21 protein-coding genes are annotated in these 17,279 nt (G+C 65.4%); 12 read left to right on the forward strand and 9 right to left on the reverse strand.

What is annotated here, in order from left to right:
- Positions 1-51: 51 nt before the first annotated feature.
- Entirely contained in the window at positions 52-570 is a 519-nt protein-coding gene (locus JI743_RS09080) for a sterol desaturase family protein (RefSeq protein WP_201928725.1), read from the reverse strand.
- Between the two features lie 210 nt (positions 571-780).
- Between JI743_RS09080 and leuC the strand changes: the two genes are divergently transcribed.
- The 6 genes from leuC (at position 781) to JI743_RS09110 (ending at position 5,369) form a co-directional block, all read left to right on the forward strand.
- A complete protein-coding gene (leuC, locus tag JI743_RS09085) occupies positions 781-2,211 on the forward strand; it encodes a 3-isopropylmalate dehydratase large subunit (protein WP_201927999.1) in 1,431 nt (476 codons plus the stop codon).
- A gap of 44 nt (positions 2,212-2,255) precedes the next feature.
- A complete protein-coding gene (locus JI743_RS09090; RefSeq protein ID WP_201928000.1) occupies positions 2,256-3,110 on the forward strand; it encodes an N-acyl homoserine lactonase family protein in 855 nt (284 codons plus the stop codon).
- Entirely contained in the window at positions 3,107-3,700 is a 594-nt protein-coding gene (gene leuD / locus JI743_RS09095; RefSeq protein WP_201928001.1) for a 3-isopropylmalate dehydratase small subunit, read from the forward strand. The genes JI743_RS09090 and leuD overlap by 4 nt, the downstream gene beginning before the upstream one ends.
- An 18-nt stretch (positions 3,701-3,718) precedes the next feature.
- On the forward strand, positions 3,719-4,714 hold the full coding sequence (locus tag JI743_RS09100) for an NADPH:quinone oxidoreductase family protein (RefSeq protein ID WP_201928002.1): 996 nt from the start codon (positions 3,719-3,721) through the stop codon (positions 4,712-4,714).
- Positions 4,715-4,779: 65 nt separating this feature from the next.
- The gene (locus tag JI743_RS09105) at positions 4,780-5,013 is read left to right on the forward strand and encodes a DUF167 domain-containing protein (protein WP_330902780.1); all 234 of its coding nucleotides are present in this window, start codon (positions 4,780-4,782) and stop codon (positions 5,011-5,013) included.
- A gap of 62 nt (positions 5,014-5,075) precedes the next feature.
- Positions 5,076-5,369, forward strand: coding sequence for a hypothetical protein (locus tag JI743_RS09110; protein WP_201928003.1), 294 nt, complete (start codon positions 5,076-5,078; stop codon positions 5,367-5,369).
- 42 nt (positions 5,370-5,411) lie between these two features.
- On the opposite strand, the gene sdhA is transcribed toward JI743_RS09110, so the two are convergent.
- From sdhA to sdhC, 3 genes are read right to left on the reverse strand one after another with little or no spacing between them, the layout of a single operon-like run.
- Entirely contained in the window at positions 5,412-7,214 is a 1,803-nt protein-coding gene (gene sdhA, locus JI743_RS09115; RefSeq protein ID WP_201928004.1) for a succinate dehydrogenase flavoprotein subunit, read from the reverse strand.
- Positions 7,211-7,603: a succinate dehydrogenase, hydrophobic membrane anchor protein gene (sdhD, locus tag JI743_RS09120; RefSeq protein ID WP_201928005.1), complete on the reverse strand. Its 393-nt coding sequence runs from the start codon at positions 7,601-7,603 to the stop codon at positions 7,211-7,213. Before sdhD ends, sdhA begins: the two co-directional genes overlap by 4 nt.
- Entirely contained in the window at positions 7,596-8,039 is a 444-nt protein-coding gene (gene sdhC / locus JI743_RS09125; RefSeq protein WP_201928006.1) for a succinate dehydrogenase, cytochrome b556 subunit, read from the reverse strand. Before sdhC ends, sdhD begins: the two co-directional genes overlap by 8 nt.
- A 431-nt stretch (positions 8,040-8,470) precedes the next feature.
- Here sdhC and gntA point away from each other — a divergent pair, with 431 nt between their 5' ends.
- Complete coding sequence (gene gntA, locus JI743_RS09130) at positions 8,471-9,163, forward strand: guanitoxin biosynthesis heme-dependent pre-guanitoxin N-hydroxylase GntA (protein WP_201928727.1); 693 nt, start codon at positions 8,471-8,473, stop codon at positions 9,161-9,163.
- Positions 9,160-9,744 carry a DUF1989 domain-containing protein gene (locus tag JI743_RS09135; RefSeq protein WP_236659840.1) on the forward strand — a complete coding sequence of 195 codons (585 nt, stop codon included), beginning with the start codon at positions 9,160-9,162 and terminating at the stop codon, positions 9,742-9,744. The genes gntA and JI743_RS09135 overlap by 4 nt, the downstream gene beginning before the upstream one ends.
- Positions 9,745-9,757: 13 nt before the next feature.
- Here JI743_RS09135 and JI743_RS09140 read toward each other — a convergent pair whose 3' ends face one another.
- Complete coding sequence (locus JI743_RS09140) at positions 9,758-9,985, reverse strand: hypothetical protein (RefSeq protein ID WP_201928008.1); 228 nt, start codon at positions 9,983-9,985, stop codon at positions 9,758-9,760.
- Between the two features lie 22 nt (positions 9,986-10,007).
- Entirely contained in the window at positions 10,008-11,123 is a 1,116-nt protein-coding gene (gene ald / locus JI743_RS09145) for an alanine dehydrogenase (protein ID WP_201928009.1), read from the reverse strand.
- Between the two features lie 156 nt (positions 11,124-11,279).
- Here ald and JI743_RS09150 point away from each other — a divergent pair, with 156 nt between their 5' ends.
- The 4 genes from JI743_RS09150 to JI743_RS09165 all read left to right on the forward strand — a co-directional run bounded on the left by JI743_RS09150 (position 11,280) and on the right by JI743_RS09165 (position 15,018).
- Positions 11,280-11,753 (forward strand): Lrp/AsnC family transcriptional regulator, encoded by a 474-nt coding sequence (locus JI743_RS09150; RefSeq protein WP_201928010.1) that lies wholly within the window; start codon positions 11,280-11,282, stop codon positions 11,751-11,753.
- Between the two features lie 130 nt (positions 11,754-11,883).
- A complete protein-coding gene (locus JI743_RS09155) occupies positions 11,884-13,233 on the forward strand; it encodes a methyl-accepting chemotaxis protein (protein ID WP_201928011.1) in 1,350 nt (449 codons plus the stop codon).
- Between the two features lie 117 nt (positions 13,234-13,350).
- Positions 13,351-14,043 (forward strand): SDR family NAD(P)-dependent oxidoreductase, encoded by a 693-nt coding sequence (locus JI743_RS09160; protein ID WP_201928012.1) that lies wholly within the window; start codon positions 13,351-13,353, stop codon positions 14,041-14,043.
- A 3-nt stretch (positions 14,044-14,046) separates the two neighbouring features.
- Entirely contained in the window at positions 14,047-15,018 is a 972-nt protein-coding gene (locus JI743_RS09165) for a 50S ribosomal protein L11 methyltransferase (protein ID WP_201928013.1), read from the forward strand.
- Positions 15,019-15,059: 41 nt separating this feature from the next.
- On the opposite strand, the gene phhA is transcribed toward JI743_RS09165, so the two are convergent.
- From phhA to modB, 3 genes are read right to left on the reverse strand one after another with little or no spacing between them, the layout of a single operon-like run.
- Positions 15,060-15,929: a phenylalanine 4-monooxygenase gene (gene phhA / locus JI743_RS09170; RefSeq protein ID WP_201928014.1), complete on the reverse strand. Its 870-nt coding sequence runs from the start codon at positions 15,927-15,929 to the stop codon at positions 15,060-15,062.
- 39 nt (positions 15,930-15,968) lie between these two features.
- On the reverse strand, positions 15,969-16,589 hold the full coding sequence (locus JI743_RS09175) for an ATP-binding cassette domain-containing protein (protein WP_201928015.1): 621 nt from the start codon (positions 16,587-16,589) through the stop codon (positions 15,969-15,971).
- A complete protein-coding gene (gene modB / locus JI743_RS09180; RefSeq protein ID WP_201928016.1) occupies positions 16,579-17,274 on the reverse strand; it encodes a molybdate ABC transporter permease subunit in 696 nt (231 codons plus the stop codon). The genes JI743_RS09175 and modB overlap by 11 nt, the downstream gene beginning before the upstream one ends.
- Positions 17,275-17,279 lie beyond the last annotated feature (5 nt).

Consider the following 17,279-nt stretch of genomic DNA (forward strand, 5'->3'; position numbering starts at 1 on the left):
CGGGAAGTGCAACCAAGCGCGTGCCCGATGGTTGCGGAGGGCCCCGAACGATTATTCGGCGAGCGCCTCGCGCACGACCGCGATGCCCGCTTCGCGCTGCGCCCTGAGTTCGACCTTGAGCTTCGACGGGTCGCGCGCGAGGACGAAGCCGAAGCTGACCCCGCCCTCCTTGCCGAGCGTCGCGTGGTGGAGCTTGTGCGCCTGAACCAGCCGCTTCGCATAGCCGCGCCGCGGTACCCAGCGGAACCAGCGCTGGTGGACGAGCCCGTCGTGGACGAGCGTGTAGATGATGCCATAGATGAGGACGCCGAGCCCGATCCACGTCCCCGGCTCCCACGCCCCCGCGCCCATGATCATCGGACTGCCGAGCGCGAACATCGAGATGCTGAGTGCGGCGCCGACAAGTGCGAACAGGTCGTTCTTTTCCAGCGCCTTGTCATGGGGCTCATGATGGTCGCGATGCCACGCCCAGCCGAAACCGTGCATGATATATTTGTGACTTGCCCAGGCGACAAATTCCATCCCCGCGACGGTGGCGAGGACAAGGAGGAGGATGGCGGGCAGCGACATGCTGACATTATAGGCCCGTTCCATATCCAAATCACTATCTGGATTCGTCATCCCGGACTTGACCCGGGATCCATTCGCGCGACTTTGGATGATTGGATCCCGGATCAAGTCCGGGACGGCAACAATAGATCGGGCATGATCGGCGACCGATAATTGCGTTTTCATCAGCCACCGGCTTGCATTGTTGTTCGACTGGCTTAAGTGGACCGCATGAACCGCCCCCGCACCCTGTACGAGAAAATCTGGGACGCGCATGTTATCGAGCGTCGCCCCGACGGCACCTGCCTGATCTTCATCGACCGCCACCTAGTCCACGAAGTCACCAGCCCGCAGGCGTTCGCGGGGCTTCGCGCGAGCGGTCGCGCGGTGCGCCGCCCCGACCTGACGCTCGCGGTTCCCGATCACAATGTGCCGACGACCCCGCGCAAGGATGCAAACGGCAACCGCCTGCCCATCGTCGATCCCGAGAGCGCGGCGCAGCTCGCCGCGCTCGAAAAGAACGCGCCCGAATATGGCATCCGTTATATCGACGCGGTCGCAGCCGAGCAGGGCATCGTCCATGTCGTCGGGCCCGAACAGGGATTTTCGCTGCCCGGCACCACCATCGTGTGCGGCGACAGCCATACCGCATGCCACGGCGGCATCGGCGCGCTCGCCTTCGGGATCGGGACGAGCGAGGTCGAGCATGTGCTCGCGACGCAGACGCTGCTGCTCCAGCCCGCAAAGACAATGGAAGTGCGCGTCGACGGTGAAGTCGGCCCCGGTGTCAGCGCAAAGGACATCATCCTCCATATCACCGGTACCATCGGCGCTGCGGGCGGCACCGGCCATGTCATCGAGTATACCGGGAGCGCCATCCGTGCGCTGTCGATCGAGGGACGACTGACGGTCAGCAACATGGCGATCGAGGGCGGTGCGCGCGCCGGTCTGATTGCGCCCGACGATGTGACCTTTGCCTACCTCAAGGGCCGTCCCTATGCGCCCAAGGGCGCCGATTGGGACGCAGCAGTCGACTATTGGCGGAGCCTCGCCACCGATCCGGGTGCGACCTATGACAAGAGCGTTGTTATCAACGCCGCCGACATCGCACCGAGCGTGACCTGGGGAACGAGCCCCGAAGACGTCGTTCCGATCACCGGCGTCGTGCCCGATCCCGCGAGCTTCGCCGATCCGTCGAAACAGGCGGCGGCTGCCAAGAGTCTCGCCTATATGGGGCTGGAGCCGGGCACGCGGATGCAGGACGTCGCGGTCGAGAATATTTTTATCGGCAGCTGCACCAACAGCCGCATCGAAGACATGCGCGCCGCCGCCGCGGTCATCAAGGGCCGCCACAAGGCCGACACGGTCAAATGGGCGATCGTCGTCCCCGGCTCGGGCCTCGTGAAGCGCCAGGCCGAGGCCGAAGGGCTCGACCGCATCTTCATCGAGGCGGGGCTGGAATGGCGCGAGCCCGGCTGCTCGGCGTGCCTTGCGATGAACCCCGACAAGGTTCCGCCGGGCGAACGCTGCGCCTCGACGAGTAACCGCAATTTCGTGGGCCGCCAGGGACCCGGCAGCCGCACCCACCTCGTCAGCCCCGCGATGGCGGCGGCGGCGGCGGTGACCGGCAGGCTGACCGACGTGCGCGAGTTGATGCGCTGACTTTTTCACCTGCCACCCCCCCGAAAATTCGAAGGAGGAAGAAGATGGTCCGGAAACAACTTGCTGCCCTTGCCGCCAGTGTCGCCGCGCTGCTGCTTCCCCTCTCGGGAGCAGCGCAGGATAAAGCCGCACCGGCGCTCACCCTGACGCGGCTCGACTGCGGCACCGTCCGCGTCAACCAGCTCAATGCCTTTTCCGACACGCTCGCCTATACAGGGCAGAGCCGCGACCTGTCGGTCGGCTGTTACCTGATCCGCCACGGCGAGACGTTGATGCTGTGGGATTTCGGCCTGCCTGCGAGCCTGAAAAATGCCGAGTTGAGCCGCGAGGGGGCGATGTCAGCCTCAATGACGCGCACCATCGTCGAACAGCTCGGCGAACTCGGTATCGACGCCGCCGACATCGGCTATGTCGCGGTCAGCCATTTTCATTTCGACCATATCGGACAGCTCGCCGATTTCCCGAAGGCCAAGCTGCTCATCGGCAAGGGCGACTGGGATGTCCTGACGAGCCCGGACAAGCCTGCATCGGTCAATGCTAGTCCCTTTGCCGCATGGATCGACGGCGGCGCGCCGGTCGAGCCGGTCAGCGGCGACAAGGATGTTTTCGGCGACGGCCGCGTCGTGATGCTCAACATGCCCGGTCACACGCCCGGCCATCACGCGCTGCTGGTCCGCCTGTCCGAAACCGGGACCGTGCTCCTCAGCGGCGATCAGGCACATTTCCAGGAGAATTACGACAGCAACGGAGTGCCCACCTTTAACACCGATCGCGCCGACACGCTTGCTTCCTTCGACCGGTTCAAGGGCCTCGCCGACAATCTGGGTGCCACCGTCATCATCCAGCACGAGCCGCGCGATGTCGCCAAACTACCACCCTTTCCGAAAGCCGCCGAATGAACCCGCTCGATAAAGTCGAAGGCCGCGCCATCCCGCTGGGGCTGAAAAATGTCGATACCGACGTCATCATCCCTGCCCATTGGCTGAAAACGGTGAGCCGCGAGGGCATGGGGGGCGGCGCCTTTGAAAGCCTGCGCGCCGATCCCGACAATTTGTTCGACCGCCCCGAATATCAAGGCGCGCCGATCCTGATCGCAGGCGACAATTTCGGGTGCGGGTCGAGCCGCGAACATGCGGCATGGGCACTCGGCGACCTTGGTATCCGCGTCGTCATCGCGCCGAGCTATTCGGATATTTTTTCAGGCAATGCGGTGAAGAATGGTATTCTTCCAGTCGTGCTGCCGCAGGCAGCGATTGATCGGTTGATCGAAGTGGCAAAGACCGATCCGATCCATGTCGACCTTGAACATCAAACGGTCACGACGCAGTTTCAGGACCGCTTTACCTTCGAGATCGATCCCTTTCGCAAGATGTGCCTGTTGGAGGGTCTCGACGAAATTTCGCTGACCGAAAAGAGCGACGCAGCCATTGCAGCCTATGAGCAGAAGCTCGACGCCGAACGGCCTTGGATGCGGCCGGCGGCGGCATAACGAACAGAGGAGAAGATGATGAAGGCTCTCTTGTCGACCGCAACCGGCGGCCCCGAAACGCTGACGCTCGGCGAATTGCCGCGCCCCACCGCCGGCAAGGGACAGATCGTCATCGACGTGAAGGCATGTGCGGTGAATTTTCCCGACACGCTGATCATCGAGGATAAATATCAGTTCAGACCCGAACGCCCCTTCGCTCCCGGCGGCGAGGTCGCGGGGGTGGTTGCCGAAGTTGGCGAAGGTGTCACGCAGTTCAAGGTTGGCGACCGGGTCATCGCGGGCTGCGGCAATGGCGGAATGGCCGAGGCGGTCGCGGTTGGCGTCCACAATGTTTACCACCTTCCGGAGAGCCACAGCTTCGCCGAAGGTGCCTCCTTGCTCATGACCTATGGCACGAGCATCCACGCGCTCGTCGATCGCGGACGCATCCAGGAAGGCGACACGCTGCTCGTCCTCGGCGCATCGGGCGGCGTCGGCATCGCCGCGGTCGAACTCGGCAAGGCGCTGGGCGCGCGCGTCGTTGCGGGCGTGTCGAGCGAGGAAAAGGCGCAGATCGCACGCGAGGCAGGCGCCGACGAAGTTGTCGTCTATGGCTATCAGCCGTTCGACAAGGATGCCTCCAAGGCGCTTGCGAACCAGTTCAAGGAGGCCGTGGGCCCCGACGGCGCCAACATCGTCTATGACGCGGTCGGCGGCGATTATTGCGAGCCTGCGCTGCGCTCGATCGCGTGGGAGGGGCGTTACCTTGTCGTCGGTTTTCCCGCGGGCATCCCGCGGCTGCCGCTCAACCTGACCTTGCTCAAGAGCTGCGACGTCGCTGGCGTCTTCTGGGGCGCGTTCGTGATGCGCGAACCCGAACGCAACCGCGCCCATATCGCGCGGCTGTTCCGGCTGTGGGACCAGGGCAAGATCAGCCCGCGCGTCACGGGCACCTACGCCCTCGAAGACGGCGGCAAGGCGATTGCCAAGCTGGGCGACCGGAGCGCGGTCGGCAAACTGGTCGTCACGCTCTGAAGTACCGGCCCGACCCGGCGCTGACCGCCGAGCTGGCGGCACGCGCCGCCGGTGGACGGCTCGAAATCCGTGTCGTCCCCGGCGTCGGCCGCGATACGATCAAGATTTCGGACAATGTCGTGCAGGTTCGGGTCAGCGCGCCGCCCGCCGACGGCGCGGCGAACGAAGCCGTGCTGCGGCTGCTGGCCAAGGCACTCGACCGGCCGCGGAGCGATCTCTCACTGCTCCGCGGCACCTCTGCCCGCACAAAATTGATCGGTGTTTCGGGGTTGCCCCCCGCCCCGCAGCCGGAAGGTTAACCCTTTATCAGGGCCTCCAACCTATAGTGGCTGTAAATGTGACCAGATCACAAGGTGTGGGCATGGCGACTCGCCGGACAAATCAGGACGTGACGCAAGCCGCGAGTCTCGCGAATATTTCGCGTACCCGCCGCGCGCAGCTCGTTGCCGAGTTCGAGGGCGAATTGGGCATCGACCACAAGGCGCGCGCGCTCGCGGCCTATGAAGCGAAACGCTGGATCATCATCAAGACGGCGATCATCTGGACGATCGCCCTGATGTTCTTCGCGATCGCCTGTTACAAGCTGTATCTGATGGGCCAGCAGGTCGACCAACCCTTTTCGGACCTCGACCCCATAAGTAGCCTGTTCGACTGATCGCGCCCGCGCCGCTCCGCAGCGCGGGGCGCCCTCATCCCCTCAATACACCCGCGCCTTCGGCTTGATATAGTCGACGTCGTCGGACAGCGTATATTCGTGGACCGGGCGATAGTCGATCTTGACCCCGCCGCCCTTGCCGCCCCAGCCGTCGAACCAGGCAACCGTGTGCTTCATCCAGTTCGCATCGTCGCGGTTAGGGAAATCCTCGTGCGCGTGGGCGCCGCGGCTTTCCTTGCGGTTGTGCGCCGAATGCATCGTCACTGCCGCCTGCGCGATCAGATTGTCGAGCTCGAGCGTTTCGACGAGATCGGTGTTCCAGATGAGGCTGCGGTCGGTGACATGGATGTCCTGCATCCGCGCATAGGTCTTCGCGAGCTTGTCCTTGCCCTCCGCCATCAGCTCGTCGGTGCGGAACACCGCCGCGTGCGCCGACATCGCGCGCTGCATTTCGGTGCGCACCTCGGCGGTCGGCGACCCGCCGTTCGCATTGCGGAAATGGTCGAGACGCGACAGCGCGAAATCGGCGCTGTCCTTTGCCAGCGCGGGCTGCGCCGCATTGGGCGTGAGCAGCTCCTTGAGCCGGTGTCCGGTCGCGCGGCCGAAGACGACAAGGTCGATAAGGCTGTTCGAACCGAGGCGGTTGGCGCCGTGGACCGACACGCAGGCCGCTTCGCCGACCGCGAACAGGCCGGGAACGACGGTGTCGGGGCCGTCCTTGCCGAGCGTGACGACTTCGCCACGATAGTTACAGGGGATGCCGCCCATATTGTAATGGACCGTCGGCACGACGGGGAGCGGCTGGCGCGTCAGGTCGACGCCCGCGAAAATCTTTCCGCTCTCGGTAATCCCCGGCAGGCGCTCGGCGAGCACCTTTGGGTCGATATGGTCGAGGTGGAGATAGATATGGTCCGAATGCGGGCCGACGCCGCGCCCCTCGCGGATTTCGAGCGCCATCGAGCGCGACACGACGTCGCGCGACGCGAGATCCTTTGCCGACGGGGCGTAGCGTTCCATGAAGCGCTCGCCTTCGGAGTTGGTGAGATAGCCGCCCTCGCCGCGCGCGCCTTCGGTGATGAGCACGCCCGCGCCGTAAATGCCGGTCGGGTGGAACTGGACAAATTCCATGTCCTGCAGCGGAAGCCCTGCGCGCAGCACCATGCCGCCACCGTCGCCGGTGCAGGTATGCGCCGAGGTCGCGGTGAAATAGGCGCGGCCGTAGCCGCCGGTTGCGAGGACGACGGCCTGGCTGCGGAAGCGGTGGATGCTGCCATCCTCCATGCACAGCGCGATGACGCCGCGGCACACGCCGTCTTCCATGATCAGGTCGAGCGCGAAATATTCGATGAAGAAGTCGGCGTCATATTTCAGCGACTGCTGATAGAGCGCGTGGAGCATCGCGTGCCCCGTACGGTCGGCGGCGGCGGCGGTGCGCTGCACCGGCGGGCCTTCGCCCATATTCTGCATATGGCCGCCGAACGGGCGCTGATAGATGGTGCCGTCGGCGTTGCGGCTGAACGGCACGCCTGCGTGCTCGAGTTCATAGACCGCCTGCGGCGCCTCGCGCACCATATATTCGATCGCGTCCTGGTCGCCGAGCCAGTCGGAGCCCTTGACCGTGTCGTACATGTGCCACGTCCAATGGTCGGGCGAATTGTTGCCGAGGCTGGCGGCGATGCCGCCCTGCGCCGCGACGGTGTGGCTGCGCGTCGGGAACACCTTGGTGATGCAGGCGGTCTTCAGCCCCGCCTCTGCGCTGCCCATCGTGGCGCGCAGGCCCGAGCCGCCGGCGCCGACGACGACGGTGTCATAGACATGATCGATAATCTTGTAGGCGTCGCTCATGCCGCCGTTCCCCCGCCAAGCGCGATGCGGACGATGGCAAAGATGCCGTATGCGGCGCCGCCGATCGCATAGAAATTCAGGACGACGAGCGCGAGCAGCCGCGTCGCTTCGCCGTGGACATAATCCTCGATCAGCACCTGAAGCCCGAGGCGCAGGTGCCAGAAGACGCTGACGACGAGCAGGATCAGCGCGAGCGCAACCGTCGGGTTCGACGCCCAGCGCAGCACGGCGCCATGATCGCCGAGCGGCAGGCGGAGCAGCGATACGACGAACCAGCTGACGAGCAGGACGTTGCCGAGCGCGGTCAGCCGCTGTTGCAGCCAGTGGTGCGAGCCATGCTGCGCCGACCCGAGGCCGCGGACCTTGCCGAGATGCGTGCCGTTACCCATTGACTGCCTCCGCAAGGATGTAGAGCCACACCGCAGCCGTCGCGACCACGGCGGCAATCATGACCAGCGCCGACCAGAGCTTGTTCGTCTTGAGCTCATAGCCCGCGCCGGTGTCGAGGACGAGGTGGCGCAGTCCCGAGAAGAGATGCTGGAAAAAGGCCCAGGTCAGCCCGACGAGGACGATTTTGCCGAGGATATTGGTGATTTTATGGACGGTTCCAGCGTCGGGATCGTGCCACACGCAGGCGACGAACGCCGCATAGGCATCGGGACCGGCGGCGATCGCGCCGAGCCAGGCGAGGAACATCAGCGCGCCGACGATGGCGAGCCCGTCACCGCTTACCCGGTGAAAGATCGAGACCGCCATGTGCGGCCCCCATTTATACACCTGCAGGTGCGGTGAAAGCGGTCGCCCGCCCGGTTGATTGCCAGCCATATCAGCCCCGTTCCGTGACTCTGTCGGTCGATGGGCGCGGTTTAACGCGGTCGGCGCGATATGCAATTGATTAGGCTCAGGACCCATTAATTATGCGTTCGAGGTTTGAAGCGATTTTGTTCAGTGCGAGGAGGCAAGACGACGGAATATGTCGATATTTCGAGGCTTGCCGACGGAGCAATGGACAAAATCGGTCAAATCCCGGAGGGACGCCGAAATGGCTTCGATCTCGGGCCCGCGCGGCCTTGCGGGTAGCGATGCTACCCGCTGCACCCGCCCGGACCCGATATCTTCGCCATTTCGACGCCTCGAACGCGTAATTAATGGGTCCTGAGCCTAAGGCTGTCCCGGCGGAAAGTTTGTTGATGCGACCGCCGACAATTGACAGCGCCTTGACGCAGCCTTTGGATTTCGCGTGCGTTATCGGCATCATGACAACCGACGCGCTCGACCGCACCGCCGCCCCCGACCTTTCATCCCGTTTTCGGAAATTTATCGGCGCCCCCGATTTTCCCTGCGTCGGAGCCAAATCCGCCCTCGCCAACGACATGCTCCGCATATTCGAGGCGCGCGACCTGACCAGCGGCTGGAACGACCTGCAGATCCATCGCGAACTCGTCGAATGGGCGCGTTCCTATAAGGATGATCCGACCGGATTTCGGAGCTTTTCGGTGATTTTCGCAGGCCCCGACGATCTGGACGAGGCGGCGTTCGAGGAGGCGTTATGGACGCGGATCCAGTCGCTCGCCGACAAGGATGCGTGGAAGGGCCTGCGCCATGACGCCCGCGTGTCGCCCGACCCCGACAATCCGCATTTCGGACTGAGCTTCGGCGGCGAGGCCTATTTCGTCGTCGGCCTGCATCCGCGCGCCTCGCGCCCCGCGCGGCGGTTCGAGCGTCCGGCACTGATTTTCAACCTGCACGACCAGTTCGAGCGCCTGCGCGCCGAGGGACGCTATGAGCGCATGCGCGAGCGCATATTGGCGCGCGACGCCGAACTGGCGGGAAGCATCAACCCGATGATAGCACGCCACGGCGAGGCGAGCGCGGCGGCGCAATATAGCGGCCGGCGCGTCGGCGACGACTGGCAATGCCCGTTCCGCGATCCACGGAACGCCGCATGATTGCCGAAATCCCCCCGCGATCGGGAACGGCATTTCGTTTGGCGGCCGGGCAGCATCTGCGCGTGATCGATCCTGAAGGCGGGCAGGTGAGCGACATGCTGGCCTTTGCCGCCGACGACCCGCGCGAGGCGCTGTCGAACGGACGCACCTTTGATTATGAAGAGACGATCCGCCTGGGCGAAGGCAACCGCTTGTGGTCGAACCGTTCGCGCCCGCTGCTGGAGATCGTCGAGGATCGCGCCGGGCTGCACGACTTTCTGCTGACGCCGTGCAGCGAGGCGACGTTCCGCCATTTTTACCCCGGAAAACCCGTTCACCGGGGCTGTTTCGGCAATCTGGCCGAAGCGCTGGCGCCTTTCGGCATCGAACCCGACGCGATCCCGGTGGCGTTCAACATCTTCATGAATGTGCCGGTCGGGCGTGACGGTCGGATCAAGGTCGACCCGCCGACGACAAAGCCCGGCGACTTCATCCGGTTCCGCGCGCTCGCGGACCTGATTATCGGCCTCACGGCCTGTTCGGCCTATGACAGTTGCGGCGGCACGTTCAAACCGATCCATTATGCCATAGAGGCGGGTTGAGGCGGCGCGCCGCCTATTTCAGCTTGTCGCGGTTCGCATAGAGTAGCGCCGCGAGAACCGCGGCCGAGCCGATGCCGATGCCTGCGGCCGTTTTCCAGCCGATACCCCGGCGCGCCGGTGCATCGGCGCCGGCCTCGCTGGCGTCGGCAGCCTCCTTTTGCGCCTTCAGCTCGCGCATCGCGCGCAGCACCTCATTTTCTTCGGTTTCTTCGTGCGGGGGCTGCGCGCGTTCGTCGGTCATCGTGTGGTCTCGGTCCTTTTCGTCAGGCAAGCGCCTGCTCGACAGGCACATAGTCGGTTCCGATCGCTTCGGCTACTGCCTCGAACGTCACCTTTCCATTCCAAACGTTCAACCCCTGCGAAAGATGCACGTCGCGGCGAAGCGCTTCCTTCCACCCCAGATCGGCGATGCGCAGCGCGTGCGGCAAGGTGACGTTGTTGAGCGCATAGGTGCTGGTGCGCGCGACGGCGCCGGGCATGTTCGCGACGGCATAATGGACGATGCCGTCGACGATATAGGTCGGGTCGGCGTGCGTCGTCGGGTGGCTCGTCTCGAAACAGCCGCCCTGGTCGATCGCGACGTCGACGAGGACCGAACCCTGGCGCATCGTGCCGAGCATCTCGCGATTGACGAGCTTGGGCGCTTCGGCGCCGGGGATGAGCACCGCGCCGATGACAAGGTCGGCCTCGGCAACGCATTCGGCGAGATTGGCGCGGTTCGAAAAGCGCGTCTTGGCGCGCGATTCAAAGAAGGTGCCGACGCGTTCGAGCACTTCGGGGTCGCGGTCGAGGATTGTCACGTCGGCGCCAAGCCCCGCCGCCATCTGCGCCGCGTTGAAGCCGACGACGCCGCCGCCGATCACGCACACCTTGCCCGGCGCGACGCCGGGGACGCCGCCGAGCAGCACGCCGCGGCCGCCGTGCGCCTTTTCGAGCGCCGTCGCGCCCGCCTGGATCGACATGCGCCCGGCAACCTGGCTCATCGGCTTGAGCAGCGGAAGCCCGCCATAGGGGCTGGTGACGGTTTCGTAGGCGATGCACACTGCGCCCGACTTCATCAGGTCGCGCGTCTGATCGGGATCGGGCGCGAGGTGGAGGTAGGTGTAGAGAATCTGTCCTTCGCGGAGCATCGCACGCTCGTTCGCCTGCGGCTCCTTGACCTTCACGACCATGTCGGAAGTCGCGAAGATTTCCTCTGCGGAACCGACGATTTCGGCACCCGCCTCGACATAATGGCTGTCGTGCGCGCCGATGCCCTCGCCAGCGCCCGACTGAACGAGGACGCGGTGGCCATGTGCCGCGAGTTCGCGTGCGCTTTCGGGCGTCAGGCCGACGCGATATTCGTGATTCTTGATTTCCTTCGGGGTGCCGATGATCATCTGTCGCTCTCCACCTTGTTGTCGGCGTGGCGCAATCCGGCACGCTCGAGTCTGGCGGCGCTTATAGCAGCCCGCAAGCGCGATTTGCTTGCAATTCATCGTTGAGAAGAAGAGAAACGCGCCAAATTTTCGCGTCAACGCCGGGATTCGCGCAACATGATTGATCGAACAGACGCCAAGCTGCTCACCATATTGCAGCGCGAGGGGCCGCGACCGGTCGCCGAACTCGGCGAGCGCGTCGGGCTGTCGCCGTCTGCATGCCATCGCCGCGTCCGCGCGCTGGAAGCGGCGGGCGTCATCGAAGGCTATGCGGCGCGATTGTCGCCCGCGTCCATCGGCCTTGGCCTCGATGTGTTCGTCGACATCAGCCTTACCTCGCAAAGCGAAGAGGCGCTGACCGCGTTCGAAAGCGCCGTCAAAAGTCACGACGAAATATTGGAGTGCCAGCTTTTGTCAGGCGCGTCCGATTACCGCCTGCGCGTCGCGGCGCGCAACGTCGCCGATTTCGACCGGCTGCACCGCCAATGCCTGTCGCGCTTGCCCGGCGTCGCCGCAATGCATAGCGCCTTCGCCTTGCGGACGATCAAGGCCTTTGAGGGCTATCCGGTCAGACCTGCCGAGCGCCGCTGAATTGTTGCGAACCCGCCTGGCTGGTTAACGACGATTTTACCAATTCCTCCGCATACCCCGGTGACAAAATTCGGGGACGAATGCGGACACCAAAGTTCGCGCGTCCGAGGTTTGGCGAGGGAAGAGGTTTATGGCGAAGGAAAGTCCCATTCATAAGCAGCAGATCGACCCCATATTGATGGCGGACCGCTTTCCCTTTTACGACCTCGACGGACGGCTCGCCGCCGACGCCGCCGAAATTCACGAAATTGTTGCAGGCCGCGAGACGGAAATCGCGCTGGCCTATTGGGACGTGTTCAACAAGCTTCCCAACGTCCCGAAGATCGAAGGGACATTGTTCGACAAGCTGATGAAGGGCAGCGTTCACCAGGCGCGCATCAAATATGAGGATGTCGCAGGGCAGGAAACGGCAACGATCGCGTGCCAGAACACGCATGTCGCGCTGCGCACCGGCATCCCCATCGCCTCGATTCTCGCCTGCATCGCGCATAGCCAGGAGGTGACGATCAAATATATTGTCGAAGCCTGTGCCGACGATGCCGCACGGACGACGCGGCTGACGAGTGCGGTAAACCGGCTGGCGATGCTGGAAGCCGACATCATGCAGGCCTATGCCCAAAAGCTGAACAGCGCGGCGGTATCGAGCGAGCGTCAGACGATTGCGGGCGATTTCGACCGCTCGATTGCGTCGCTGGTCCAGGAAACCGACGCGGCGCGCCAACAGCTCGCCCGGCAGGCCGAATCGGCGGACCATGCCGCCAAGGGGATGATCGCGAAGACAAGCGAAGTCGCCGCCGCGTCCGAACAGTCGGCGATGGCGATGCGCGAAGCCGCGTCGACCGCCGCCGGCCTGATCCGCGCGATCGAGGATGCGCGCAGCGAGGTCGAGGCATCGGCCAGCGTCGCGACGCGCGCGTCCGAACAGGCGGGCGAAGCGGTCGTCATGTCGGAAGCGCTGTCGCACCATGCCCAGTCGATCGAATCGATCCTCGGGCTGATCCGCGAGATCGCCGGACAGACCAACCTGCTCGCGCTCAATGCGACGATCGAGGCGGCGCGCGCGGGCGAATCTGGCCGCGGCTTCGCCGTGGTGGCGCAGGAGGTCAAGAGCCTGGCCAACGAAACGGCGCGCGCGACCGACGATATTGCCGCCAAGATTACCGCGATTCAGCAGGCGACACGCGGGTCGGTGTCGGCGAACCAGTCGATCCAGCAGACGATCGTCGAAGTGCAGGAGTCGGCGCAGCGCATCCGCGAAGCGATGGACGCGCAGGCGCAGACGGTGACGTCGATCACCGCCGCGGTAGACGAAACCGCGCTCGCCGCCGATTCGATGTCGTCGACGATCGCGAGCATCCGCAACGATTCGGGAATGGTCGCGGGCGAGATCAGCACGCTGAGCGAGGAGTTCGCACGGATGGGCGCGCGGCTGCAGTCGCTGGAAAAGGCCGCGAGCGAGTTCAGCCGCCGGGTGGCGTAACGCCGACGACGCCCTGACTCCTCCGGTCCCTATTGTCATCCCGGCGCAGGCCGGGGGGACGAAATGAGGCGGACGCACGAGTTGGCAACGTCACCTCCCCTCCTCTATGGCGGGATCATGACCACGCATATCCTGATCACCGGCGCGAGCCGCGGCATCGGCGCGGCAATCGCCGACGCGCTCGCGCACCAGAACCACCGGATCGTCGCGCTGTCGAGCGCCGACGGCGACCTCGCCGACCCCGATGTTCCGCCGCGCCTGTGGGCGGACAGCCTCGACACGCTCGACGGGCGTATCGACGTGCTGATCAACAATGCCGGCATTTTCGACGCGAACCCGATCACTGCCGCCGGCGACGAGTGGCTCGAGAAATGGAACCGCACGCTGCAGGTCAACCTGACCGCGGCGGCGTCGCTGTGCCGTCTGGCGGTGCTTCACTGGCAGCAGACGGGCCTTGGCGGGCGGATCGTCAATATTGCGAGCCGCGCCGCCCATCGCGGCGACAGCCCCGCGCACTGGCATTATGCGGCGTCGAAGGCCGGAATGGTCGCGATGACCAAGACGATCGCACGCGCGCACGCGAAGGAAGGGATTCTCGCCTTTGCCATCTGCCCCGGCTTCACGATGACCGGGATGGCCGACGATTATCTGGAAAGCCGCGGCGGCGAAAAATTGCTTGCGGACATCCCGCTCGGCCGCGTCGCGATGCCGCAGGAGGTCGCCGAAATGGCGCGCTGGTGCGCGCTCGACGCGCCGCCGTCGATGACCGGCGCGGTGCTCGACGTGAATGGCGCTTCCTATGTGCGCTGACGCATGAGCTGGGTCGTTTCGCTCCCCTGCACGCGCGACGAGGCCGAGGCATTGTCGGGCGAAATCCCTGCACTCGACGCGCTTTCCGAAGCGCCTGTGGTCGTCACGCGCGAGATCGACGAGGATGCCGGGTTGTGGCAGCTCGACGCCTATGTCGACGACCGGCCGAGCCCCGCGCTGCTCAAGCTGCTCCCGGCATTGGTTCCGAGCGCGGCGGGCAAGACGCCGGCCGTCGAGAAATTGCCCGAGGAAGATTGGGTCACGCTGTCGCAGCAGGGACTCGAACCCGTGCACGCCGGGCGCTTTTTCGTCCATACGAGCAGCTATGCCGACCGGGTTCCGCGGGGCAGCACCAGCTTCCTGATCGACGCGAGCCAGGCGTTCGGGACGGGCGGGCACGATACGACGGCGGGGTGCCTTGCGATGCTTGACCGGCTTGCGCACGCGGGCGCGGCGCCGCGCAACATTGCCGACATCGGCACCGGCACGGGGCTGCTCGCCTTTGCGGCGATGGCGCTGTGGCCGCGCGCACGGACGATCGCGTCCGACATCGACCCCGCGAGCATCGCGGTGACGCGCGACAATGCGGCGGTCAATGACATCGCGCTGGGGCGTGGTGGGGGGCGGCTGACGCTCGCGGTCGCGCCGGGGACCGACCATCCCGCGATCCGTCACCGCGCTCCCTATGACCTTGTCATCGCCAATATCCTCGCGGGGCCGCTGATCACCCTGTCGCCCGACATAGCGGCGGCGACCGCGCCGGGCGGGCACGCGATTCTGGCGGGGCTGATCACGCGGCAGATGGACGATGTGCTCGCCGCCTATCGCGCGCACGGCTTTCGCCTGGCGGCGCGCGGCGGAAGCCGCGAATGGCCGTGCCTGCTGCTCGTCAAGCGGCGGCGATTCGGATACCGGCGCAAGGAACGCGCGCTCCACCGCGCCAATCCGGCCGATGCGAGTTTCGGGAGCTGGTGACTCCTCCCCTCCCGCAGGCGGGAGGGGCTAGGCTCAGGACCCTAGCTTTTCGCGAGGGCATACTCCTGCGTGCCGCGCGTGATCACCTGATCGCCGGGCAGGATGTCGGCAATCGGGATCGGCGGCAGCGCGGCGTTGGCGGCATAGATCGGCGCGAAATCGGTGTTCACCGTGACGTCGAGCAATTGGTCGAGGCTGTCGATCACGAAATAATTCTGCTGGAAATCGTCGATCCGGTAATCGGTGCGCATCACGCGCGCGAGGTCGAAACCGATGCGGTTCGGGCTGTCCGAATCGAGCGCAAACACGCTTTCGGCATAGCTCGACACGATCCCGGCGCCATAGATGCGCAACGAGCCGTCCTCGCGGATCAGCCCGAATTCGACCGTGTACCAATAAAGCCGCGCGAGCTGTTTCAATGCGTCGAATTGCAGGCTGCGCAGTCCGCCCTCGCCATAGGCGACCATATAGTCGGCGAAGACCGGGTCGGCGAGCATCGGGACATGGCCGAACACGTCGTGGAAGACGTCGGGTTCCTGCAGATAATCGAGCTGTTCGGGGGTCCGGATGAAATTGCCCGCCGGAAAGCGCCGGTTGGCAAGATGGTCGAAAAACACATCGTCGGGGACGAGTCCCGGCACCGCGACGACCTGCCACCCCGTCGCGTCCGTCAGCCGCGCGTTGAGTTCGCGATAATCGGGGATGCCGGGCTTTTCGAGGCGCAGCACGTCGATCCCGCGCAAGAAGGCCTGCGATGCGCGGCCGGGAAGCATCTCCGACTGGCGCGCGAAGAGCCGGTCCCACATCGCATGTTCGTCGGCGGTGAATGCGTCCCAATCCTGCGGAATCGTCCAGTCGGGCGCGGCGCCCGGCGGCGGAGTGTCGTGGACATGGGTGGCGGGATTCTTCATACCCGAAATCCTATCACATTATTGGTTTCAAGTGAAACCTTAGCCGCCGATCGGGACGATCTCTGTCGCCAGCCGCTCGACCTCGGCACGGTCGTGGCTGACATAGAGGATCGGCACGCGCAGCTCGTCGCGGATACGCTCGATCACCGCCATGATCTCGCCGCGCCGCGCGGCGTCGAGCGAGGCGAGCGGTTCGTCGAGCAGCAGCAGTTCGGGGGCCGCGAGCAGCGCGCGCCCGATCGCGACGCGCTGCGCCTCGCCGCCCGACAGGCTTTGCGGCCAGCGATCGAGCAAATGGCCGATGCCGAGGAAGGCCAGCGCCTCGTCGAACCCCATCCAGCGGTTCGCGGGCGGCGCGAGGTCGTGGCCATAGAGGAGGTTCGCGCGCACGCGCCTGTGCGGAAAGAGACGCCCGTCCTGGAAGACATAGCCGACACGCCGCGCCTCCGGCGCCAGATCGATGCCGGGGCCGAACAGGGTGCGTTCGCCGATGCGGATGTGGCCGCGGTCGGGGCGGAGCAGCCCCGCGACCATGTTGAGGATGCTCGTCTTGCCCGCGCCCGAGGGGCCGAACAGTGCGGTGAGCCCCGGTCCGGCGGTAAAGCGCGCAGCGATATTGCGCTCGCCGAGCCGCCTTTCGACGTCAATATCAATCGCCACGCCGCGCCCTTTCGCCGTGCGAGCGGCGCACGAGCCATTCGGAGAGGACGAGCGCGGCGAGCGAGAGCACGACCGACAGCAGCGCGAGCCGCGTCACCATCGCCTCGCCCCCCGGCACCTGCAGCGCCGAATAGATGGCGAGCGGAAGCGTCTGCGTTTCGCCGGGAATGTTCGAGACAAAGGTGATCGTCGCGCCGAACTCGCCGATCGAGCGCGCAAAGCCGAGGACGAGCGCGGCGAAAATGCCGGGGAGCGCGAGCGGCAGGCTGACGGTGCGGAAGGCGTGCCACCGCCCTGCGCCCAGCGTTCGCGCGGCGCCCTCGAGCCGGAGATCGATCGCCTCGATCGACAGCCGCATCGCGCGCACCATCAACGGCAGCGCCATGATCGCGGCGGCGAGCGCGGCGCCCGTCCAGCGGAAGATGAGGACGACGCCGAACCACTCCTCCAGCCAGCGCCCCACGGGGCCGGCAGGGCCGAAAGCGACGAGCAGCAGCCAGCCGGTGACGACGGGCGGCAACACGAGCGGCAGGTGGACGAGCGCATCGAGCAACACGCGCCCCGGAAAGCGCCAGCGCGCGAGTATCCACGCGAGCGCGAAGGCAAGCGGCAGGGTCAAGGCGACCGCGAGCGCACCGACGCGCAGCGACAGCGCGACAATCCCCCACAGTTCGGCGGACATCATGCGCG

This window comes from Sphingopyxis jiangsuensis, from assembly GCF_016734905.1.
GTDB classification, from domain to species: domain Bacteria; phylum Pseudomonadota; class Alphaproteobacteria; order Sphingomonadales; family Sphingomonadaceae; genus Sphingopyxis; species Sphingopyxis jiangsuensis.